The sequence below is a fragment of the Olleya sp. HaHaR_3_96 genome (assembly GCF_019278545.1).
Taxonomy (GTDB): Bacteria; Bacteroidota; Bacteroidia; order Flavobacteriales; family Flavobacteriaceae; genus Olleya.
Genome location: NZ_CP058987.1, coordinates 3744123 through 3767258, shown reverse-complemented (window position 1 = coordinate 3767258; position 23136 = coordinate 3744123). Strand labels below are relative to the sequence as shown.

The window sequence follows — 23136 nt, the reverse complement described above, 5'->3', positions numbered from 1 at the left end:
GCAAAGATAGTTTTTATTCTAATTTCAGCGTTTTTCTTAACTCAGAATCTGCATTACTTTTTTTACCCCAATACGCCGATTTTAATGATGCTAATTTGGTTGCTTTTGAAGTGGCTCCATTTTGTGTATCCTCCCAACTTTCGATAGTATATGGGAATTCTGCACTGTAGTTAATCACTAACTGACGGTCTAGCTCTTTAATGACTAGTTTGTATTGACCTGGCGTACTTTCCGCGAAAGCGTTATACTGTTTTAAAGGCGTGTGATTTAATCTGGTAAACTCCAAACTTGGGATAATAGTAAAGTTACCAGTTGGTAGACTTTTTGGGTCGATACGTAGTTGTGTCCAAATTTCGTTTTCTAAAATGGCTTTTTCGATATTGAAATTTTGATCAGCTTCGCCTTCAAAATAGGAGTGTGTCGTAATTTCAAATTGGTCACGGTTATTCAATTGCGTGTAGACATGACCACACCATTCTTGTACTGAAGCACTTGCTTTTATAGCATGTTGGTTGTTTGCTATAGGGTAAAAAGTACTTTGCATAATGCTATACGGATAAATACCTGTGTTGAATTTTTTGGTAGCATTAAGCTTTAATACATTAACGTTTGTTGGGTTGTTTTTATCGGCTTTGACTTGTGCTTTAGCTAAAAAAGGCTCGGTTACAAAAACTAAGACAGCTGTACCTTGTCGGATTTCTCCATAACGGGATTGTTCTAGTTGATAGGAGGTAATCTCCGCTTCTCCAGCGTACCAATAGTCGTTAAATTGTTTACTTGGTTTAAAGCTAGGCGCTTTAATTTCTGTTTTAGGAGAAACAGTGGCGTCTGCAATAACTTTTTTGTTTTGTTTTGGTTGGTCTTTACAGTTTAAGAGAGCAAGCCCGGTAACTAGTAATATGGAGAGTTGTAAAATTTTCATAAGTATTTGATTTATTATAAAAATACGATACTAAAAGTCTTCAGCAATAGTATTTAACGTTTCATAAACAAGATGCGTGGGCATACCCACCACATTAAAAAAGGAACCTTCTATACTTGTAACACCAATTTGACCAATCCATTCTTGGATACCATAAGCACCAGCTTTATCTAAAGGGGCGTAGGTTTGGATGTAATGCCACAACTCGTCATCGGTAAAGTTTTTAAAGGTTACTTTGGTAACAGCATTGACTGTTTTTTGAAAGTTTTTGGTACGGATACAAACTGAAGTAATTACCTCGTGGGTATCATTACTTAGTGATGATAACATTTCAAAAGCTTCGTCATTAGTTTTTGGTTTACCCAGAGCTTTACTTTTATGCCAAACGATAGTATCACTGGTTACTAATATTTCGTGCGGTTTAAGCTCTTCTACAAAGGGCAGCGATTTTAATTCTGCTAAGTAATCAGTAATTTGATAATGTAATAAATTAGTAGGGTAGACTTCTTTTATTTTTTTTAAACGCACTTCAAAATCTAATCCTAAATCTCTGAAAAATTGCTGTCTTCTAGGGGATCCTGAAGCTAATATTATATGACGATCTTTAAGTTTTTCTTTAAGCATTATTATAGGGTTTAGTAAAGGCTAAAATTAATGTATTTATAATAAAAAAAGGAACGCTAAAAGCATTCCTTTTTTTATAAAATTAGAGGATACTATTTATGATTTAGTATCGTCAATACTTGGTGCTTTCCATCGTACCGTTTCTACTTTTTTGTTAGAGGCGGTTTTGATGGCAGTCGAGTTTCTTTTTTTATCATAAATCATGGCACCTGTCATGATTAAACTGGTTCCGATAATTACAAATAATAAAATTCCTGGTTCAAAAGTTTCGATTTCTGCTTCTTTTGGAATAGCATAAAAAAGTAAAACAGTAATCAAACCTCTAGGAGCAATAAATAACTGAGGGATAATGTCTTTTCCAATAAATAGTCTTAGAAGGATGTATCTTATAATATAGATGGAAGCAATAATAAGCATACTTATCATCGCGACATTAACATTAAACAATGACGACACAACGATAGTGATACCAAAAACAACAAAGAAAAACGTGCGGACTACAAAAGCGGTTTCGGCAGTAATAGTATGTAATTCATGGTAAATGTGATGTGCTTTTTCAAAGTGTAAGTATTTTTTTAATTTACCTTTAAAAAACAGTTTCATGTTAGCAATGACTAGACCAAATATTAAGATAATTATTAAAGACGATAAGTGCATTTTTTTACCAACAGCATAAAGTAAAAGCAATACGGCAATTAGTAAAAACAGTTTAACTTGACTTTTAATTTTTTGAAAAATCAAGATAATTAAATAGCTGGCAATTAATGAAATAACGATCGTTATGATTAGGTTTAAGCTAAAGCCTACAACCCCAGAATCTTCTGCCGGATCTAGTTTTCCTGTCAAAAAGTAAAACATCATGATCCCTATAATATCGGAAAATGTACTTTCGTAGATGTGAAACTCTTTTTTAGACTCCTTTAACCCTAAAACACTAGGGATTATGATGGCGCTAGATAATATCGATAAAGGCGTTGCATAAAGCCAAGCGGATTGCATGGTCATTTCAGGAATAAATTGATATAATATTAAAGCAGCTACCCAAGCCGAGGCTATTAAGCCAATTATGGCAATACCCATGGATTTTAAAATAGGAATTAATTTTTCTTTTTTCAACTCTAGTTCTAATGCGGCTTCCAATACAATCATAATTAAACCAACAATTCCTAAAACTTCAAGAATGGGTAAAAAATTAATATTGTCTACATTTAAGTACTTTAAAAGGTATTGCAATCCAACACCAAAAATAATTAGCATAAGTACTGCAGGTACATTTGTTTTTTTAGACAAACCATTAAATAGGAAAGACACTATTATGGTTACGGATACTGCAATAATGATATTATATGAGGATAAAATGTCCATGATTATTTAGAATTGTTATTTAGGTTTGTTTGTACGCTGTTATCTTCTAAAAAAGTGATCAGCTCTTTTCTAGAGGCGCCATTCTCTGTCGTATATTGCAGTTTTAATTGATTATTATCAGCTTTATTAATAACTGGGGGATGATTATAATTAAGGATTGGATTATCAAACAATAGGTCTAAAATCTGATCAGGTGTTTGCTCTGTATTTAAATATAATACTTGTCTTAATAAGCTGGTTTTATTAGATTTTATTGCAAAGCCACTAGTTGTTATCGTCGTGTAATTGACAAATTGTATGCCTTGTTCGGTGACTAATTTTAAGCCTAAGGGTAAAAAGCTTTTTATTTCGCCGGTATAATCACCAACCTGCAAAGTTGAGCCATTGCTTATTAGTGGATTGCTTTTTAAGAACAAACCATTGACATAGTTTTTGATTTGAGAAAACGCAAAAACACCAATGATTACTAATACAATACTGTGCGCAATATAATTTATAGAGACAAAGTCTAGCAATAGTATTAGTGTTGCCATAGGGGTGAAAAACAGAATTACTTTTTTAAAAAAAAGAATGAGCTGTTTATTGTATAAATTACGATTTGCAAATTTTTCTAAACTATATAGTAATAGTTTAATACACCAGTAAAAGATAACTAATACTATTAGCAACCAAAATAAGCTGCGCCATGTATTTAATTGTGGAATAGTGTTCATTAGTTTAAAATGCCTCTATAAATTAATAATTGTTTGATGTCTTTGGTTATAACAGGGTTTAATCTAAGTTGTCCATCATTATCACGTAATAGCACTTTGGTGCTTAATAAACGTTTTAAGCTTACTTTATACTGTGTTTCATAGCTTTTGCCAACAAACTTTTTTAATTGAATTTCTGTGATTTTATTAAATAATAAAAGGTGCTTAAGTATGATTACTTCTTCTTTATTTAAAAAATCCTTAAAACCAGGATCAACATCTTCATAAACAACTTTATTGTTGTCAATTAATGTGGTTCCGTAGGTCCATGCTTGTAAGACTTCACCTAAATTATAATCTAATTTTTTAGATAATTTTAAAACGTTTTGTTTGATTTGCTTTGGACTTAAAGGCTCGTGTTTTTTAGAAATTAAAGTTTTATGTGAAGCGCCATGACGGAGTAATACGGCTTTATAGATTTCTTCAAAAGTTGCTTTGTCTAATTTGATAGTATTACTAAAAGCTTCTGTAAACCTAATGCGGTTATCTAAATGCTGTTGCATTTGTCTTGAAGTCGTTACTAGTATTAAAGCATTATCAGATTCTGAAGAAATAAAACTAAGCAAGGCACGTACGTTATCTAAAAGGCTAAAGTCATCATCATCCCAAAGTTCTAAGTTGTCTATTACAATTAATGGTTTTTTATTTGAAAACCCTTTTTTTATATTATCTAGTGTCTCTTTTAAATTATTCGAAGTTTTAAATTTTCTTCCATCAAAGGTTATGGTCGTGTCTTTTTTTAAAACCACGGTGCTTTTTCCAAAATACTTTTGTCCAATATAATCTACAAAAGTAGATTTGCCACTAAGTTTGTCTCCAGTAATAATTATAGCTTTTCCAAAACCATTGTTCCATTGTGCAACAGAGTTTTCTATACTCGCTTCCTGTTTTTGTCTTGGTGATAAAAATAAATTACCAATAAAATTTTTATTCAAAAACAGATTGTCATAATTAGCATTAACTTCCTTAAACATTCTATAGTTAATACATTGTATGGAGTCCTCAATTTTATTTTGATCGCTAAATAAGTTAGTTTGTTCTAGTTTTGTATTTAGATAATTAAACTGCTTATAGATTTTATCTTTTACCATAGTAAAAAAGTTACTGTGGTCTGTGGCCATTTGGCTTAAAGAAGATTGTATAGTAACCTCTAAAAAGGGTTGATCTAAATATATTGTGGTCACATTAAAATCTGTTGCAAACGTATTTTTTAAGCTAGTTACTGTTTTTTCAACCTTAGTGTTATTTTCATTTAAGGTGGAATGCACGTTTTTTAAGCTCTCAATTTGTGAGGGAAGCGCATTAAGCGAATTGTTATTTTTTTCGACTGTTAACCCACTTTTTAAATTCATCAAACTATGTTTGAAAAAAGTGGTTATAGTAATTTTTTGTTCGATTAAATCTATTAAAATAGGCAGGATTTCAAAATCAAACCATTTTTTTACCGTTTTATTAAAATCGATTGTTTTTGTTAATAGCAAACCTTCATTAGTACTAACGGGAACAGTTCCAGTGCTTAGTTTTTTAATTTTAGTTTCTATACTCGCGGCATAGTCTTCTTGAATATTGATCACTTTGGACTGAGATAGTAATGTTTGGTCTATCCACTTAATTACAGGCGTGATATCTTCAATAGTTTTTATGTCTTTTACCGTTTTGATAGCTTCATTTGTGTGCTTCAATAGGGTTGATGTATCCTCGGTTATTTGATCTAAAAATGCTGTGTTAGATTGTTTTATGTCTTTAAAAACCGATATGGTTTTCGACATAAAAAAGTTATTATCTACAATTTGCTTTATCTGTAGTTTTACGTCTTCTATCTGACTTTTATAGACTCTCCAAGGATTTTTATAATGTTGTAACGCATAAGATGCCTTTTCTAATCGCGGTTTGCTGTTGTTTTGCCCCGAAAGGATGCTATGCTCCAATGCTGATGCAGCTTCTAAAAGGACCTGCTTTGACTCTAAAAAGTGAGCTTCAATTTTTTCTTTTTCTCCAGCGGTGTTCAGTAATTTAAAAGTTGCAATTTGTAATTGTAATGCAATATCCCTGTGTAAAATAGCAAAATCTTTAAAGACTTCCGGAACACTATACAGTATTTGATATACTTGGTTTATATCAGTATATTCTTTAGAATTAAAGGACGTGTTTACTATTTCTGTAATATTAAAATAGGTAGTGCAAATAGAAGTAAAATCCGACTGAATGTATTTTACTAGTTTATCTGAAGATGCAATACTATGTAAGGATTGTATGTAGTTTTTAACTTTAAGTAATACAGTGTTGGTTGCATCAAGGTCTAAAACATCATTTTGTGTGGTGTCTAACATTCTTCTTAAATGTAATTTAAATTAGATGTTGGGATAGGGGTTTTATTATTTTATATAAATATATAATTAATATTCAATTTTAGATTCAAAAGAACAAACCATTTGAAATACAAATAATAGAAGCGTCATAGACGTTAAAAAAATCAATTACTCACAGCGTATGATCAAGTGTTTTTACTACGTATTTTCTATAAAATAGTTATCTTTAAGCTTTATCTATATTGTGGAAGATACATTATTACTTAATTACAAGATAAACAACCATTGATAGCATACCAGAAAGCATAACTAGCTTAAGTAAATTACTAATGGTTTGGAATTCTTTTTTATGTTCTGCTGTAAATAATTTTATAGCAATATAAATTAAAGGCGCAATGACAGTAATTAAAAAATAGATCACAACTATTTGTTGCATGTATAAAAAGGATACTAAATAGTACACTAATAGAAGTATAGCTAAAATAGTTAATCCAAAAGCAGTTTTAGCCGCTCTGTTTTTACCGATTACAATAGGTAACGTTTTTAGTTGTGCTTTGTAATCGCCATCTACATCTTGAATGTCTTTTACAATTTCTCTAATTAGAGTGATTATAAAAGCAAATACAGCATAGTCAAATAACACCTCAAACATAGAGGTCTGTAAAAAACTATTTTCAAGGGTTATAGCGGGAAGCAATTCGAATATCCCAACAATAATTAAGCTTAAACCAACCAGCATACTTATTACAATATTACCAACTAAAAGCATGCGTTGTAAAAATGTAGCATAGATATACAATAGGGCAGCGATAATAACAAAAATGCCAAAAAATCTACTTTCGCCTACTAAATTAGATAAATAAAAACCTAAAATGACGCCTACCACTGTAAATGCCATATAAAAGTTGTATCCTTTTTCTTCGGTAATGGCTTTACCTATTATTTGTTTGTCGGGTTTGTTTATCGCATCTGCTTCAATATCATAAATGTCGTTTATAATATAACCTCCTGCAGCAATGCAAAGTGTGGATAGCATTAATAGTAGAAACTCAAAGTGTGTTAATGATGTGGATACAAAAAGCTCGTTTCCGTTAATATTCATGCTTAATGATGGGAATAAAGCATATTTAATTAAGAGTTGTACTAATGCAATTAGTAATAAATTTTTAAAGCGAATAAGCTGAAGTAGTTTCAATTTTATCTAAGTTTTGGTTTGCTAAAAGGATAGTGGTTTGTTTTATTTAAATAGAACGCCTTCTATCATTTTAAAAGCGAGTATGATAATCAAAATTAAGAATAAAACGGTTGAAATAATAACAACCGTATTCTTTTGTTTGGTTTGTGTCCTAATTTTGTGTTTAATCTGCTGTTTTTCTATATCAGAAAGCGATTTGGTTTTAAAATCAGTTTTAAATTGTTGTTGACTTTCCGCATGTAATTGCGATTTTACTTTAGAGAAGACTTCTTTTGGTTTTTGGTTAAAACTGGACGTGGTATTACCAGAGCCAATGTATCCAAAACCTGTATTATGTCTTCTTTTAGAGCGTTTCACAATTTCTTTTAAAACGTCTGCGCATCAAAATCGCTATCCCATTTATTTTGCACTTTCATAACTTGTTCGATGACGTCACGGACACAGCCTTCACCACCCAATTTATGCGAGATGTATTTAGAGACACGTTTTACTTCAGGAACAGCATCTTGAGGGCAACTTGGCATACCAACCAATTTTAAAACAGGGACATCAGGAATGTCGTCTCCCATATATAATACGTGTTCTACTTTAATTTGATTATTATTTAAATACTCTTCAAGTTGTTCAATTTTTTGATGGGCACCTAAATACACATCTTTAATCCCTAAATGGTTTAATCTAATACGAACGCCTTCATTAGTTCCTCCAGAAATAATACAGACATTAAAACCATGGTTTAAGGCTTGTTTCATTGCGTAACCATCCTTAACATTCATATGTCTAATCATCTCTCCCGAAGTCGTGATGGTAATCATTCCGTTTGTTAACACGCCATCTACGTCAAAAATAAAGGTTGTAATTTGATGTAGGTATTCTTTATAGCTTTTATTGTCCATGTGTTTTTTTTATTGACTCGGTTAAAAGATTATAGATCGCTTCATGATGCGGATTATCTAATAACTTTAAATGTCTTTTTATTGTTTTTTTGTCGTTTCGTTTTGCGGGACCTGTCTGTGCTAAATAAGGAGAGACTTCTTGCACTTTTCTAGCCGTTTCAGTAATTAATGGTTTTAAAATGTCAAAATCAGCGCCTTGCTTTTCTGTAATTTCATGTGCGACTCTGTAAATCTGATTCGTGAAATTATTAATAAATACAGCAGCTAAATGTAATGCAGGTCTCTGTTTCGGGTTTACTTTGTAGGTTGTGCATCCTAAGCTTTTTCCAATAGTTTCTAAGAGTTTAAAATCTTGTTTTCTTAACGTTTCAATGCAAATAGGTACTGTTGTAAAGTCTAAGTCTACAGCTTTACTAAAAGTTTGTAAAGGATAAAAGACACCTCTATAGTGTTTCTGATCAATATCATATAAACGGGCACTTCCGGAAGTATGAACCACTAATCTGTTTTCAAAAGGAAGAGAGGCGCTTAAGGCTTCAATAGCGTCATCGCTAATGGCAATAATATAGACATCTGCTTCTATTAAGTTATTAACATCGTCCGTAATCTCTACTTCGTTTTTGTAACTTTCAATAGCTTTTTTATTGCGATTGTACCATTGTACAACTTCAATATTTGAAGCGGTTTTAAAGACTTTGTATAAGTGTGTGGCTACATTTCCTGCGCCAAGCAAAACTATTTTAATCATGGCGCTAAAATACTAAGAAAATAGAGATATAAGAAGACAAAACTTTATCTTTGTTTAAGATGAAACGAAAAGAAATTGCTAACAGAGCCGATGTTAAACTTTTAGTAGATGAATTTTATATAAAAGTAAGAGCAGATAATTTATTAGGTCCTATTTTTAATGAAATCATAACAGATTGGGATCAGCATTTAGATCATTTGACGACCTTTTGGGAAACTAGCTTATTTATTGGTAAAAAGTTAGAACATAAGTATGTCGGTAATCCGTTAATAGCGCATGAAAAAGTGGACGAAACGCTTGATAATACTATTTCAGAAATGCATTTTGGCGTTTGGCTGAATTTATGGTATGCCACATTAGATCAATTTTTTGAAGGGGAAATAGCTGATAATGCGAAACGTAGGGCACGGAAAATGGGAACATTTATGTATTTAAAAATCTTTGAAGCTAGGCAAAACAAACAACCGTAATTTTAACACAAGATTTGGAGGTTTTAAGGGATTTATAACCAACAAAAACGATTATCTTTGCACGAGCTAAAAAAGGCCTATTATTATGCAAAATAGAATCGCCAAAATCTTATTTTCTACACGATTAACATCTGTCTTATTTATTGTATTTGCTGTTGCCATGGCAACAGGTACCATTCTAGACAGAAACATGGATACGTCTCCAACACCTTATACACGAAATTTAATTTATAACGCCTGGTGGTTTGAAGCGATCATGGTGTTGTTTATGGTTAATTTTATTGGTAATATTTTTAAGTTTAGGCTGTTGCGTAAGGAGAAATGGGCAACATTAACGCTGCATTTAGCTTTTATATTAATTATTTTCGGTGCTGGTATTACCCGTTATTTTGGTTTTGAAGGTATGATTGCTATTAGAGAAGGAGAGACAGAAAGTGCCTTTTTATCGCAAAGAACTTATATTACTGCTAATATAGATGGTGATTATGAGATAGAAGGGGTGCCACAACGTTTGCCTTTTGATAAAGAAGTCGATTTTTCTGGAAGAATGAATAACAGTTTTGATTACACTGTTTATTATGATAACGCTCCTGTAAAATTTGAGTTAACCGATTTTTTTCTTGGAGCAGAAATGGATGTCATTCCTGATGATGCGGGAGAAAATTATTTAAAAATAGTTGAAGCTCAAAGTGGTGGTCCGCATAACCACTTTTTAAAGCAAGGTAGTGTCGAAAACATACATAGTCTATTAGTGGCTTTGGACAAACCAACAGAAGGTGCTATAAATATTACTACGACTCCGGAAGGTTTAATGGTAGATTCTCCATTTGAAGGAGAGTATTTGATTATGGCAACTATGGCGCAAGGTAAACTTGTAAAGGATACTATACAGCCTTTAATGTTGCGTGCTAGATATGTTATCGGAGACATGCAATTGGTGTTTCCTAAACCTGTTGTGAAAGGAAAATTTGATGTTGTTAAAAAGGCTAGTTTCTTAAAGCAAGACGAAAATGCGGTCGTATTAAATGTGACTGCAAATGGAGAAACTAAAGAAGTTAAACTTTTAGGAAGTCAGTGGTCTAATAACCGTTTTACAGAAGTGAATGTGGGCGGGTTAGATATTGATTTAAAATATGGTTCTAAAGTTTTGGAGCTGCCTTTTGAAGTTAAATTAAACGATTTTATTGCTGAAAAATATCCTGGTACAGAGAATAATTATTCGTCTTACGAAAGTAAGGTGACAGTTATCGATAAGGAGACTGGAGATTTTGATTTTCATATTTATATGAATAATATATTGGATCATAAAGGGTATCGCTTTTTTCAAGCCGATTATGACAAAGATTTAAAAGGGACTATTTTATCTGTAAATCATGATTTTTGGGGCACTTGGGTCACATATGCGGGGTACTTTTTACTGTATTTTGGTATGATGGCTATTTTATTTGCAAACCATACTAGATTTAGAGATTTACAAAATGGATTGGAAAAAATTAAAAGTAAAAAGGCAAAGCTAAGTGTTATTCTATTATTATGTTTTAGTTTAAATGGTTTCGCTCAAACGGAACAGCACACAGAAAATGATGGTCACGGTCATCAGGAAACTGAAAATAAAATTCCGTCTAAATTTCAAATAGATTCTATCCTAAAAGCTAATGTTGCACCTAAAGCACATGCGGATAAGTTTGGTCATATTGTAATTCAAGATTTGGATGGACGTATGATGCCTATTGATACGTACTCTTCTGAGTTGTTAAGAAAGTTGACAAAGCATGAGACTTATGAAGGTATGACGGCTAATCAAATTTTCTTGAGTATTCAAGAAAGTCCAATGTTATGGTATAATGTGCCAATTATTTATTTGAAGGCACATAAATCAGATTCTATTAAAAGTGTTATTGGTATTCCTAAGGATCAAGAATTTGCTAGATTATTAGATTTCTTTACAGAAGATTTTAAGTATAAATTGGACCCGTATCTAGAGGAAGCATCTGCAGTAAAATCGCAAACAGGGATTCAGAAAGAATTTATGGAGACTAATCAGCGTATTAATTTGCTGAGTAATGCTATTGAAGGACGTTCACTTAAGATATTTCCTGTTCCGGCGGATGAGAACAATAAATGGATTTCGCCTTTCGAATATAAAAATGAAGGATATAATCAAAAAATAACAGATACAACTTATGGTAGTTTTATAGGGTCCGGTTTTGATTGGTATTTGTATACTTTAAATGAAGCAAAAAAGACAAACGATTATACTAAATCTGGAAAGTTATTAGACGCCTTTAAGACTTCTCAAAGTAAGGTAGGAGCTACGGTAATGCTTAGTGAAAGTAAAGTTAACGCGGAGATTTTATATAATAAATATGATGTATTTAAGAAACTGTTTAGTTGGTATATGTACGCCGGAACACTCTTGTTTGTCTTACTGATTTGGCAGATTTTTAAAACAAGCAATACGTGGTTGAATAAAAGTGTTATTGTGTTTAAATTTATCATTTTAGGGCTATTTATCTTACATACAGCAGGATTGATAGCGCGTTGGTATATATCGGGGCATGCACCTTGGAGTGATGCTTACGAGTCTATGATATATGTAGCATGGGCAACAATGTTTTTTGGTTTAGCCTTTGGTCGAAAAAGTGATTTGACTTTAGCGTCTACTGCTTTTGTTACTGCAATGATATTAATGATTGCGCATTGGAATTGGATGGATCCAGCTATTGCGAATTTACAACCGGTATTAGATAGTTATTGGTTAATGATACATGTTGCTGTTATTGTGGCGAGTTACGGACCGTTTACCTTAGGGATGATATTAGGTGTTGTGTCTTTAGTATTAATGATACTAACAAATAAAGCGAACAAATCTAAAATGGATATTAATATTAAAGAATTAACTATTATAACAGAAATGTCTTTAACGGTTGGTCTAGTAATGTTGACGATAGGTAATTTTCTTGGTGGACAATGGGCCAACGAAAGTTGGGGGCGTTATTGGGGCTGGGATCCAAAGGAAACTTGGGCGCTTATTAGTATCATGTTGTATGCGTTTGTGATACACATGCGATTAGTGCCAGGTTTACGTGGGCGTTGGTTTTTTAACTTAATGGCAATTATTACATTTAGTACTATATTAATGACTTATTTTGGGGTTAACTTCTACCTTTCTGGATTGCATAGTTATGCAAGTGGAGATCAAATTGTAAGCTTTAAATTTATAGCTATAGCATTAGGTATTGTGGCTATTATTGGCTTCTTTTCTTATAGAAAATATGTCCAATATTATAAGAAATAAATATTATAAGAGATTACTACAATTAAAGATTAAAAAAACTCACTATGAAAATAGTGAGTTTTTTTACGTTGTAGATTGTTGGTTGTGTCATGTTTGTAATTTGTAGTGTGTCTTTTCTTTGATGGTGTAAAGTCTGCTTGTAATAGTGGTCTGGCGTTCTAATTGGGATTGTTTTGTAGTGAAATCTATCCTGTTGCTGATAGACGATTCAAATGGTGTTAAGTGCTGCTAGTTGGAGTGAGGGAATAAAAAAAGTGCACTATAGTTAGTGCACTTTTTTTATTAAAAGGAGTGTGTTATTTTAGATAGAACCTATCATAACCTGCTTTATGATTGTTTCTGTATCTGTTTTAATATGAAGAATAAGATTTTTATCTGTTGTATTAACGTAGATACTTGTTTTCTTATTATTGATGTTTTGTTTGGACTCTAAAGTTGATCCGTTATAGTTGTAAACAGTTATTTGTTTAATTTTAGCTTTGTTTTGAGAACTTATTTTTAATTGATTTAGTCCTTTTATATAACTTATTTTTAATTGTCCTTTTGGGGTTATAAGAGAAGGGTCGATTGTGATGTCATTATCTCCAGATATATCAAGAGAATCTGAAGTGTCATTGCTATCAGTTGTTTCTGGTTGACTAAAGGCAATATAAAAACGATCAGTATAGTCTTGTTCATCAATTGTGACTGTATATGGACTGTCGTTTATTTGTGTATACGTGTCTAATAAAGCATCATAAATGAATACATTTATTATAGTGTCAAAATTTTGTGTGCTCGATAGTTCAATTGTAGCATCTCCGCTAAATTCGTTATATAATCCAAATAGATATTGTTTTGTGTCATCAAATGCACCAACACCTTGTATTACGTATCTGTTATCTTCTATTATCCAATTTAAGTCATTAGTATATGGCTCGATAACGCTAGCGTCGTAACCATAATCTAAACCATCAGAAGCTACGTTGTCAGAAGTAAACCCTAGAGCGAGTTCTCTTATAGCTCCGTTTGGAGCAGTATAATCTAATCTTAATAATTGCACGCTATTTACATACGGTGCGTTAGCTTTTAATGTTGCTGTGTTTGTTGCGAAAATTGTTTGGCAAAAGGTTAGCAGTAGAAGTAGGGTTGCGTTTTTCATAATTAAGGGTATTTATAAGTTGAAAGGTTAAGTTCTTCGACCAATGTATGTATTATTTTGTAAAAAACAAGTTTAAAAACATTTTTTATCGCTGAAATACACAATATTTTTATTATTTAAAATTATTACTCGTCAAAACGCAAATAAATCAGCTAAAGTGTTATTTGAGATTTACTATTTGTTGTTTATTAATAATTTGCTAACTTGGTGAAAACTCTAATAAGTACGAATGAATTATAAAAATAAAATAGGATTAAGCAACATCTTACTATTAGTATTGTGTCTTGCAATTATATTGGTCGCAGAATATGTGTTTCTTAAAGGGGATCAATTACATGGTATTTTTATAGGTTTATGGGCGCCAACGCTTTTAGGGGTAATGATTTATATTAAATTAGTGAATAATGGAAGGAAATAGTATCGTATTTTGGTTTTCCGTTATTGTGTTTCTTTGCGTATTTATATGGGCTTTTTTTATGATAAGAGCGTATAATAAATCAGCAAACGATTAGACTATATAGCGCATTAATGTATTTTTGCCGAATTAACTTCAGATTTTTAAAAGTAGTTTTCAAATGAAATTTTTTAAAGAATTCAAAGAATTTGCTGTCAAAGGTAATATGATGGACATGGCTATTGGTATAATAATAGGAGCGTCTTTTAATAAGGTTATTGATGTGATGGTTAAAAAAGTGTTTTTGCCACCATTATCATTAATGACGGATGGATTAAATTTTCATAATAAACGCTATATTTTAAGAGATGCTATCACTACTAGTGAAGGTGTCGTTACCACGCAAGAGGTGGCAGTGTATTATGGCGAATTGTTTGAAGTTGTTTTAGACTTCTTAATTGTAGGGCTTACAGTGTTTTTAGTTGTTAAGGCTATGAATCAATTACTTGATAAATCCCAAGATGTAAAAAATAAAACAGTAAAGACACCCAAGGATATTGAACTTTTGTCTAAGCTGTCCGATTTAATGGAAGAACAGAACATGCTTTTAAGAGCGAATAAAAAATAGAATTATGCCAAAACCAAAAGGTCAGAAAAACACAAAAAATAAAGCCAAACATACTAAGTTGATGGCTAAAAAGATTAATAAAAAGAAAAAGGAAGTGCTTACTAGAAAAGAGCGCTTAAAAGCAATTGTTAAGCAAAGTAAAGTAGAGGATTAAAAAAACAACAATAGCTGTTTTTTAAATTTTTATATTTTCATTACTGTTTTATCTAAATTTAATTCGTCCAAAATTTTATTAGTAAAACTATAATGTCCTTTGGTCGTTATAATTTTAAAGCGTTGCGCTTTCATTCGTGTTACAACATCTAAAAGGCGCCATTTTGTTTTTAAAAGTGTTGGTTTATTGCTTTTAATTCCCAATTCAAAAAAGTATTTTTTAGTTCGTTTGTAAGCCGTAATATCTGGCGTAATCACGCTGTTATTCTCTTTTTTAACAAACGTTTTTGGGTGGTCGTACCCTTCTAAATCCGCCTTAATGTTTTCGTACCCCAAAAATTCCAAATGTGCAATGGATTGTTTTAAAAGATCTTCATGTCTTGTTTTGTCTTGTGCTATCATAGGTTATAAAGTACAAAAGGAAGAGGACATATTAAGTTAAGGACTAGTTAAATCATTGTCAATCATTTTAATAATAGTCGTCTTTCTATTAACTTAAGCGGTAATAAATTAGTAAATTACAGGCTTTAAAGTATTCCTAAAATGAAATTAGACAAACAAGGTTTAAATACCATCTGCGCGCATCTAGGAGAAGTTCCTGATGATCAGTTTAAAGGCGCTATATCCCCAATATATCTATCATCCTCTTATGAATTTATGGATGTTGATGTAAAACGTTATCCCCGATATTTTAATACACCAAATCAAGAGTATCTAGTCAAAAAGATAGCAGGTTTAGAACAAACCGAAACAGCTATGATTTTTGGTTCTGGTATGGCGGCGATAAGTCATATGTTTTTGGCTTTTTTGGAAGCAGGAGATCATATTATAGTACAAAACACATTATATGGTGGTACAACTAATTTTATAAGAGAAGAATTTCCAAAATTAAATATAGAGTTTACGTTTACTAATGGGTATAAGGTTGAAGATTTTGAAGCGGCTATTAAACCCAACACAAAATTAATTCATATCGAAACACCTTCAAATCCGTTATTAACTATTACGGATATTAAAGCGATAGCCAAATTAGGTAAACAAAAAAATATAGTCACTAGTATTGACAATACATTTGCAAGTCCTGTTAATCAAAATCCAGCTCAGTTTGGTATCGATTTAATCATGCACTCTGCCACTAAATATTTTGGAGGACATAGTGATATCTGTGCTGGAGCAGTAGCTGGTAGCAAGATACATATGGACAAAATCTGGAATGTCTCTAAAAATTACGGCGGAAGTTTAAGTGATTTTACGGTTTGGATGTTAGAACGAAGCATGAAAACGATGGGTTTACGTGTTAAAGCGCAAACTAAAAATGCTAATAAATTGGCTAAATGGTTAGACAAGCAAACGTTTGTTAAACAGGTCTATTATCCAGGTTTAAAAGGTCACCCAGAGCATAAATTAGCTAAAGCACAAATGAAAGGCTTTGGAGCGATGTTGTCTTTTGAACTAGTAGACAGTATAGATTCTAATCAATTTATGAAGCAATTAAATTTAATTAAAGCTTCTATGAGTTTGGCTGGTGTGGAAAGTACAATGCTATCACCGACGCAAACGTCACATGCTTTATTAACAGCAGAGCAGCGTGCAGATATTGGTATTGCCGACGGCTTAATCCGTTTTTCTGTTGGAATAGAGGAAGCTAAAGATTTAAAAGCAGACATCACGCAAGCCATTAATACTATTAAATAATAATACTTAACTTAACTATTCTCAACACTATAATTGTGCACAAAAAAAACAAACACATCGAAGATTACCATTTTGATCAGCTTGCAGTAGTTTATCCAAACATCGAGCCTTTCATTTTTACTAACGCGAACAATAAAAAAACAATTGATTTTGCAAATCCTAAAGCCGTAAAAGCTTTAAATGCAGCTTTGTTAAAGTCGCACTATGATGTTGATTTTTGGGAGTTTCCAGATCATTTTTTGTGTCCTCCAATTCCAGGGCGAGTAGATTATATTCTTCATATTAAAGATTTATTGGACCGTTCTAAACTTACAGAAAATATTACAGTATTAGACGTGGGTGTAGGTGCAAATTGTATCTATCCATTATTAGGAAATGCAGAGTACGACTGGAGTTTTATTGGTGTAGATAGTAATGACGATGCACTTAAATCTGCTCAGAATATTATCGATAAGAATAACTTACAAGATAAAATTAAGCTTAAAAAGCAACAGGATGATGCACATATTTTAAGTGGTGTTTTAAGAGAAACAGATAAAGTGACAGTTACAATGTGTAACCCTCCGTTTTTTAAAAATGAGGCGGATGCGGTAAAAGCAACAACAAGCAAACTTAAAGGATTAGGGAAGCCATCAGATGAAATGGTTCGTAATTTTTCGGGTCAGGCACATGAGTTATGGTATAAAGGAGGAGAGAAAGCCTTTTTACATAATTATTTATATGAAAGCTCTTTGTTGAAAACTCAAAGTTTTTGGTATACTAGTTTAGTATCAAATAAGGATAATATTAAAACGATAAACCAATCGCTTAAAAAGCTTGGCGCGACATCGGTGTTAACTATCGCTATGAATATTGGAAATAAAAAAAGTAGAGTGGTTGCTTGGACGTTTTTAACTGAGGAACAAAAGGAAAATTGGAATAAATAATATTAAGATGAAAGTAGATATACTAGCATTTGGTGCACATCCAGACGATATAGAACTTGGAGCAGGAGGTACGATCGCTAAAGAAATTGCAAAAGGAAAAACGGTAGTAATCGTTGATTTAACTAAAGGAGAATTAGGAACACGTGGTACGGCGTTAACTCGGAAGTCAGAAGCTGAAGATGCTAAAAATATATTAGGTGTTGCTTACAGAGAAAATTTAGGTTTTAAAGACGGTTTTTTTGTAAATGATAAAGCACATCAATTAGAAGTTATAAAAATGATACGGAAGTATCAACCAGAAATTGTGTTATGCAATGCTATTGATGATAGACATATTGATCATGGTAAAGGAAGCAAGCTAGTTAGTGATGCTTGTTTTTTAAGTGGTTTAATTAAAATTGAAACAGAAATTGGTAATGGACCTCAAAAGCAATGGAGACCAAAACAAGTCTATCATTACATACAATGGAAAACTATCGAGCCAGACTTTGTCGTTGATATTTCTGGGTATCTAGATATTAAAATGAAAAGTGTACTAGCTTATAAAACTCAGTTTTTTGATCCGAGTAGTAAAGAGCCAGAAACACCAATATCTAGCAAAAATTTTACAGATAGTGTTAAATACAGAGCCAGAGACCTAGGTCGCTTGGTAAATGTTGATTATGCAGAAGGCTATACAGTAGAGCGTTACGCTGCGGTGGATAGTTTATTTGATTTATTATAAAATTTTTTCAAAAAAAGTTTGGAATAACTACTAAATAAATTACCTTTGCACACGCATTACTAAATGCGCACAAATGGTGGTTGTAGCTCAGCTGGTTAGAGCGTCGGTTTGTGGTACCGAAAGTCGCCGGTTCGAACCCGGTCTTCCACCCAGAAGCAAGAAGCTTCTCTTGAAAAAGAGAAGCTTTTTTTGTGCCTAATATTTCGTGATTTTCATTAAGTGTAGTGTTAATATGAGGATACTAAAAATACAAAGACTAGTGATGCAATTAGCAACAGTACTGATTTATCGTAATATTTGAGTAGCATATACTATTCCAAAAATCCAACCTAAATATAAGGCGGTATAACTAATGGAATACAGCAGAGATAAGGTAAGGTCTCCTTTGGTGGTTTTTACTTTGGAAAACACCAGTTTTAAAGCTCTGAAAAATACCCAATACAACATGGCTAGAATTATAAATAAGGATAACCAAACTAACGCTTCAAGAAGAAGTAAAAGTAGGGCAAAGGCAATAGTCATTGCAATCCAAAGTAGAATAGATACTAATAGTCCCACAATACCATCTCCTACAGCTAAATTAGGTAAATCACCAGAAAATCCTATATCAGAAATATAACGTCCTTGTTTAAAAGGCTTAAATGAAGGGAAGTTATCTTTTAAACCAATCCCTTTGTATAACTCATAGGTCATAAATAAAAATAGAGTAGTACCTATTATAGCTAATGATAGATATAAATTACTAGTTACGGTTCGGTTATAATTAATTCCGGTTAAGTATACTGTTAAACTAGTGATAGTAATAACAATTAGCGAGACGTAAAATACGGATTTTCCTTTTAAATAGTTTTTTTTGACGTTCACTTAAATAGTTTGATAAGTTGCAATGCAGTAATTAGAAAATAGCATAAAAAAAAGACTAATTATATGCCTTTTAAAGATACATATAATTAGTCTTAATAGTCGTAGTTGACTACTTAAAATCAAAGACCTACAATTTAAATAGCGTCCTAAATACTTTTTACAAAGTCTAGAAATACTTTTTTATGAAGTTCAAGATCTAGATTAGGAGATAAAGAAGCACGGACAATATAATCTTTGTCTCCTTCTTTAGTCGTTCCTTGAGTAGAGGTTGCAGGTATAGTCCAATAACACCCTTTTAATTGTCCGTAACTAACACAAAACTTGCTTTCGTTAGGGATTTCAGTGATCATCAAATTAATCAGCTTTAAATTTAAGGCACGTTTGTAAGTTTCTTTTTCTTCATCCGTGTTTCCTTTAGTAGGAAGGTCTAAAGAAAACACAGAAGGCGTAAACCCTTGTGCAGCTAATTCTTCTGACACAAAATTAATTTTTGCTCCAGGTAAAACCTCGTGAATATAGTTTACAAACTCACGTGTGTTTTTGTACGCATCAACAATTCTTTGTGTCATTGACGGTAATTGCTTAGCTAATATTTCATATTGAAAATCGGTAGCTTCGTTATCACAGATAGCTAAATGCATTTCTATTTTATCCATCAATGCTTCTGTAACTGTATTTCCTACACAATAACCAGCAGTACACTGTCCGCCGCTAGGAAATTTAGACCCACTGGCAAAAGAGATTGTTCTCACGGTAGATAACATATCACCTTCACCTAAAAAGTGCACGTTAGGACAAAAGGTTTGATCTAAAATAAAAACAGGATCAATTGCAGTATTTCCACTTGGTGTCTGACGTGTTTTACTTAAAGCTTCTTTAAGTTTAACAAGGTCGGGCACTTCTACTCTAGGATTTGTTGGTATTTCAGCAATGATATAAGGTACGGCATCTTGTTCTGCAATTGTATTTAAAACGGTATCGATACTTTGTACCATGTCATTGTCACCGTCTACTAACAAGTCGACGATATCTACGTTGTCAATACAAGCAGCTACACGTCTGGCTTGATCGTTTGTACCACCATAGCAATTTGGAGGTACGATAATTTTTATAGCTTTTCCTTTATGATTTTCTTTTGCATCATGTATTAACCCCATTAAAATAGCATACTGTATTGATAAACCACTGGAGGCTACTAATGGTTTTGTAGTGGTGTTTGTAACAGTTTTAATAGCATTTAATACACTTGTTTTGTTTGCTTCGTCTATTGTTTTGTTTTCAATAGAAGATTGCGCAATTAAAGCCTTTAATGCAATGATGGCGTTTGCAGGTGTCATGGCAACCGTTTCTCTTCTTCTTACATGTTGTATGTCTGAAACGTAACTTTCATTTTTGGCACCATTAACCACTAAAATACTTCCTAAATGTTGGTGAAGACTGATAAAAAAGTCAATATTTGGATTTAAATCAATAGTACCAATTTTGTCTTCTTGAGAAATAAAGATAGTGCTACCTTCAAACTTAGTTATGTCTGCAGAAGATTCAATCTGTTTTAAGTCGAAATTATAACCATAAATAGTTTCTATAACTTCTGCATCAAAACATTCTGGTAGTTTACCCGTGTATAAAATCTGAGTGTTTTTGTGGTCTAATAGGTTTTTTCTTAAAACAGATAATACAGGCACTGTCTTAGAATCAAAACTGATCACGTTTTCTGATTTTAGATTATGTAAGTGTGCAATACCCCATTCTAATACACAAGATAACGGATGCCCTAATCTAATATAGTCATAAGCGGTAGGTAATGCGTTTAGTGCTTCTGGTTTTGAATTGTTACTTTCATATAAAGCTTCAAACTGATTTAAAAACTCCGTTTTCGCTAATTTTTCATTATAAATATCAAGCCTGTGTGTTGTAATATTCAACCAGCCCGTTGGCATATTTTGTAATACGTCTTTTATATAAGGTAACATTGTATGGTCTTTCATAACTTTACTTTTAAATAGGTAACAAAGATACGTTAAATAGATGTTTTTTAAGCGTTACATAGGGTTTTGTAACAATGTTTTAACGTGTACATATTGATAGTTCTGAACTTGAATAACTAGTTAATTTGAATTAAATAAAAAAAAGAGTAGGAGTAGGTAGGTTTTTATTTAAAAGACCTTATTATTTTAATGATATCAAAGATGTTGCTCTCATGCTTTAAATCATTTAGTAAAAAAAGGAAGTAAAAAAAAGCATCTTAAGAAAACTTACTTAAGATGCTTTTTATTTTCTAATATCCTTACTTCAAAGGTCTGATAAATGTCACCTGACCATTTGTCCATATCTAAAGTGTGACTAACTATTCCTCCTTTAATTTTTATCCATTAATATCATCCCAATTATGATTCTTGTCATTGAATTGTTTGGCTAGATAAGACTTGACTCGCATTTAAATTTAAAGTCTTATTTTCTTCCGAATAAATAATAACCTCTGAAGGCTCGTTATTATTAGATGATATTTTACTTATGTTCTTTTGCGCAACAATTCATTAAAAAGAAAAAAACATAAATAGGGCGCCTAAAAATTACTTGAAATTTTCATAACTACTCCTTAACTATTTTAAAATTAAACGTCTCTTCTTCTGTAACTAATTTTACTACTTAAAGGCCGGTTGATAAGTCTCCTCATTATTATTATTATTATTTATTTATTTATTCTATAACAGAATTTGTAACCTGTATTGGTGTTTCTTGATGCATTGAAATACTTGGATATACCGGATACCATGAACCTCCTATATTATTTTTAATAGTTGAGTTGTCTATTACTATATCTCCTGTATAATCATTACTAACAAAAAATATAGACGAACCATACTCATTAACTTCATTTTTTTCTATTAATGATCCTAATACCGTTAATCGCATTGTATTTCCATCATTATAAATAGCGCCTCCGCTACCTCCTCCTGGAGTATTAGGTCTTGCCGGGTTTCCTCCATTACCTATGGCTTTATTATAAGAAAACACACTATTAATAATAGTCCATGAAACATCTATGCTACTAATAGCACCTCCATTAGCTCCCTCATTTCCGTACCCTTCAGCTCCTCCAAATGTGCTATTAACAACATATACAGGTAATTTATTATACTGGCTAAAAACGCGAACAGCTCCACCTCCTACATCTGGTCCAATGTCAATGCTTTTATTATTGAAAAATCGGCAGTTTACTATTTTAAACCGTCCTCCTCTTACCCATATTGCTCCACCGCCATCAAATTCTTCTTCATTAATTGAGTTTCCATCAGCAAAAGTTATGTTTTGAACAGTAAGGTTAGGGTGATCTTGATTTTGACAATGACCAGTGGTCCAAACTTGATCAGAATCACAGGTATTCATATATAATATCCTTGTCACTCCATCACCACTTAACGTTACTAAGCCTCCGCCATCAATGACAACTTCAGTGTTTGCATTGTTAAATACTTTTGCAGGTTTATTCATTTTAATGGTAACAGGATTTGTCCCACAATTAAATGTAATCTTTCCTCCATTAGCTACTGCATCAACAACAGCTTCACAAGTACAACTTTCAGGAGTACCATCTCCTACAACGCTATCAGGATTTGTAACATCTTCTGCTTTTGCTTCATTGGGTATTGGAGAATTACCATTTGGATTTCCTGCTGCAGGTCCATTTTCTGGGTTTTCTAAAGGATTATCAATTTCTGACACCGTATTATTAATTTCTGGCACCATATTATCATCTTCTCCTTTAGAGCAATTAAATACAGTTATTATTAAAACAGATAATACTATATACTTAATTAAATTTCTTTTTTTTAAAATAAAAAAACTCATAATTCTTTTTAGTTTTTAGCGATTTTAAAATCACTGTATTAGTTACTATTCATTATTGTTTTTTTAGTGAAAACTAATTTTTAAAAATAAACGTATTTATAAATCTCTCTTTTTACAAAAGATTTAAAGACAAATTAAATCAGTAGCTTAAAATATATTATTATAAACTACTGAATAATT

The 23136-nt window shown here is 32.0% G+C and carries 22 protein-coding genes and 1 tRNA gene; 9 read left to right on the top strand and 14 right to left on the bottom strand.

What is annotated here, in order from left to right:
- Positions 1 to 13: 13 nt before the first annotated feature.
- From H0I26_RS16570 to H0I26_RS16530, 9 genes are all read right to left on the bottom strand, one after another.
- Complete coding sequence (locus H0I26_RS16570) at positions 14 to 922, bottom strand: septum formation inhibitor Maf (protein ID WP_218700056.1); 909 nt, start codon at positions 920 to 922, stop codon at positions 14 to 16.
- Positions 923 to 952: 30 nt separating this feature from the next.
- Positions 953 to 1546: a Maf family nucleotide pyrophosphatase gene (locus tag H0I26_RS16565; RefSeq protein ID WP_218700055.1), complete on the bottom strand. Its 594-nt coding sequence runs from the start codon at positions 1544 to 1546 to the stop codon at positions 953 to 955.
- 96 nt (positions 1547 to 1642) lie between these two features.
- On the bottom strand, positions 1643 to 2911 hold the full coding sequence (locus H0I26_RS16560; protein WP_218700054.1) for a cation:proton antiporter: 1269 nt from the start codon (positions 2909 to 2911) through the stop codon (positions 1643 to 1645).
- A 2-nt stretch (positions 2912 to 2913) separates the two neighbouring features.
- Positions 2914 to 3444: a hypothetical protein gene (locus tag H0I26_RS16555; RefSeq protein ID WP_218700053.1), complete on the bottom strand. Its 531-nt coding sequence runs from the start codon at positions 3442 to 3444 to the stop codon at positions 2914 to 2916.
- A 179-nt stretch (positions 3445 to 3623) separates the two neighbouring features.
- Complete coding sequence (locus tag H0I26_RS16550) at positions 3624 to 5993, bottom strand: hypothetical protein (protein ID WP_218700052.1); 2370 nt, start codon at positions 5991 to 5993, stop codon at positions 3624 to 3626.
- Between the two features lie 238 nt (positions 5994 to 6231).
- On the bottom strand, positions 6232 to 7167 hold the full coding sequence (locus H0I26_RS16545) for a geranylgeranylglycerol-phosphate geranylgeranyltransferase (RefSeq protein ID WP_218700051.1): 936 nt from the start codon (positions 7165 to 7167) through the stop codon (positions 6232 to 6234).
- Between the two features lie 42 nt (positions 7168 to 7209).
- Positions 7210 to 7524, bottom strand: a complete 315-nt coding sequence (locus tag H0I26_RS16540; protein ID WP_218700050.1) for a hypothetical protein — start codon at positions 7522 to 7524, stop codon at positions 7210 to 7212.
- 8 nt (positions 7525 to 7532) lie between these two features.
- Positions 7533 to 8063 carry a KdsC family phosphatase gene (locus tag H0I26_RS16535; RefSeq protein ID WP_218700049.1) on the bottom strand — a complete coding sequence of 177 codons (531 nt, stop codon included), beginning with the start codon at positions 8061 to 8063 and terminating at the stop codon, positions 7533 to 7535.
- Positions 8053 to 8811: a Rossmann-like and DUF2520 domain-containing protein gene (locus H0I26_RS16530; protein WP_101019452.1), complete on the bottom strand. Its 759-nt coding sequence runs from the start codon at positions 8809 to 8811 to the stop codon at positions 8053 to 8055. The genes H0I26_RS16535 and H0I26_RS16530 overlap by 11 nt, the downstream gene beginning before the upstream one ends.
- A gap of 59 nt (positions 8812 to 8870) precedes the next feature.
- Here H0I26_RS16530 and H0I26_RS16525 point away from each other — a divergent pair, with 59 nt between their 5' ends.
- Together H0I26_RS16525 and ccsA are read left to right on the top strand one after the other, a co-directional pair.
- A complete protein-coding gene (locus H0I26_RS16525; RefSeq protein ID WP_218700048.1) occupies positions 8871 to 9281 on the top strand; it encodes a group III truncated hemoglobin in 411 nt (136 codons plus the stop codon).
- Between the two features lie 85 nt (positions 9282 to 9366).
- A complete protein-coding gene (gene ccsA / locus H0I26_RS16520) occupies positions 9367 to 12579 on the top strand; it encodes a cytochrome c biogenesis protein CcsA (RefSeq protein WP_218700047.1) in 3213 nt (1070 codons plus the stop codon).
- 301 nt (positions 12580 to 12880) lie between these two features.
- Here ccsA and H0I26_RS16515 read toward each other — a convergent pair whose 3' ends face one another.
- Positions 12881 to 13720, bottom strand: a complete 840-nt coding sequence (locus tag H0I26_RS16515; protein WP_218700046.1) for a hypothetical protein — start codon at positions 13718 to 13720, stop codon at positions 12881 to 12883.
- Between the two features lie 229 nt (positions 13721 to 13949).
- Here H0I26_RS16515 and H0I26_RS16510 point away from each other — a divergent pair, with 229 nt between their 5' ends.
- From H0I26_RS16510 to H0I26_RS16500, 3 genes are all read left to right on the top strand, one after another.
- Positions 13950 to 14138 (top strand): hypothetical protein, encoded by a 189-nt coding sequence (locus tag H0I26_RS16510; protein ID WP_101019444.1) that lies wholly within the window; start codon positions 13950 to 13952, stop codon positions 14136 to 14138.
- A gap of 157 nt (positions 14139 to 14295) precedes the next feature.
- The gene (gene mscL / locus H0I26_RS16505; protein ID WP_218700045.1) at positions 14296 to 14742 is read left to right on the top strand and encodes a large conductance mechanosensitive channel protein MscL; all 447 of its coding nucleotides are present in this window, start codon (positions 14296 to 14298) and stop codon (positions 14740 to 14742) included.
- A 4-nt stretch (positions 14743 to 14746) separates the two neighbouring features.
- The gene (locus H0I26_RS16500) at positions 14747 to 14896 is read left to right on the top strand and encodes a hypothetical protein (protein ID WP_198519981.1); all 150 of its coding nucleotides are present in this window, start codon (positions 14747 to 14749) and stop codon (positions 14894 to 14896) included.
- A 29-nt stretch (positions 14897 to 14925) separates the two neighbouring features.
- Here H0I26_RS16500 and H0I26_RS16495 read toward each other — a convergent pair whose 3' ends face one another.
- Positions 14926 to 15297: a hypothetical protein gene (locus tag H0I26_RS16495; RefSeq protein WP_218700044.1), complete on the bottom strand. Its 372-nt coding sequence runs from the start codon at positions 15295 to 15297 to the stop codon at positions 14926 to 14928.
- Between the two features lie 141 nt (positions 15298 to 15438).
- On the opposite strand from H0I26_RS16495, the gene H0I26_RS16490 reads away from it, so the two are divergent.
- The 4 genes from H0I26_RS16490 to H0I26_RS16475 all read left to right on the top strand — a co-directional run bounded on the left by H0I26_RS16490 (position 15439) and on the right by H0I26_RS16475 (position 18391).
- Positions 15439 to 16590 (top strand): trans-sulfuration enzyme family protein, encoded by a 1152-nt coding sequence (locus H0I26_RS16490; protein ID WP_218700043.1) that lies wholly within the window; start codon positions 15439 to 15441, stop codon positions 16588 to 16590.
- Between the two features lie 35 nt (positions 16591 to 16625).
- The gene (rlmF, locus tag H0I26_RS16485) at positions 16626 to 17516 is read left to right on the top strand and encodes a 23S rRNA (adenine(1618)-N(6))-methyltransferase RlmF (RefSeq protein ID WP_101019436.1); all 891 of its coding nucleotides are present in this window, start codon (positions 16626 to 16628) and stop codon (positions 17514 to 17516) included.
- Positions 17517 to 17523: 7 nt separating this feature from the next.
- A complete protein-coding gene (gene bshB1, locus H0I26_RS16480) occupies positions 17524 to 18240 on the top strand; it encodes a bacillithiol biosynthesis deacetylase BshB1 (protein ID WP_198519980.1) in 717 nt (238 codons plus the stop codon).
- Between the two features lie 75 nt (positions 18241 to 18315).
- Positions 18316 to 18391 (top strand) — tRNA-His (locus H0I26_RS16475).
- Positions 18392 to 18525: 134 nt separating this feature from the next.
- On the opposite strand, the gene H0I26_RS16470 is transcribed toward H0I26_RS16475, so the two are convergent.
- The 3 genes from H0I26_RS16470 to H0I26_RS16460 all read right to left on the bottom strand — a co-directional run bounded on the left by H0I26_RS16470 (position 18526) and on the right by H0I26_RS16460 (position 22956).
- Positions 18526 to 19104: a hypothetical protein gene (locus tag H0I26_RS16470; protein ID WP_218700042.1), complete on the bottom strand. Its 579-nt coding sequence runs from the start codon at positions 19102 to 19104 to the stop codon at positions 18526 to 18528.
- 146 nt (positions 19105 to 19250) lie between these two features.
- Complete coding sequence (locus tag H0I26_RS16465; protein ID WP_218700041.1) at positions 19251 to 21092, bottom strand: PLP-dependent transferase; 1842 nt, start codon at positions 21090 to 21092, stop codon at positions 19251 to 19253.
- A gap of 712 nt (positions 21093 to 21804) precedes the next feature.
- The gene (locus tag H0I26_RS16460) at positions 21805 to 22956 is read right to left on the bottom strand and encodes a hypothetical protein (protein ID WP_218700040.1); all 1152 of its coding nucleotides are present in this window, start codon (positions 22954 to 22956) and stop codon (positions 21805 to 21807) included.
- Positions 22957 to 23136: the final 180 nt, after the last annotated feature.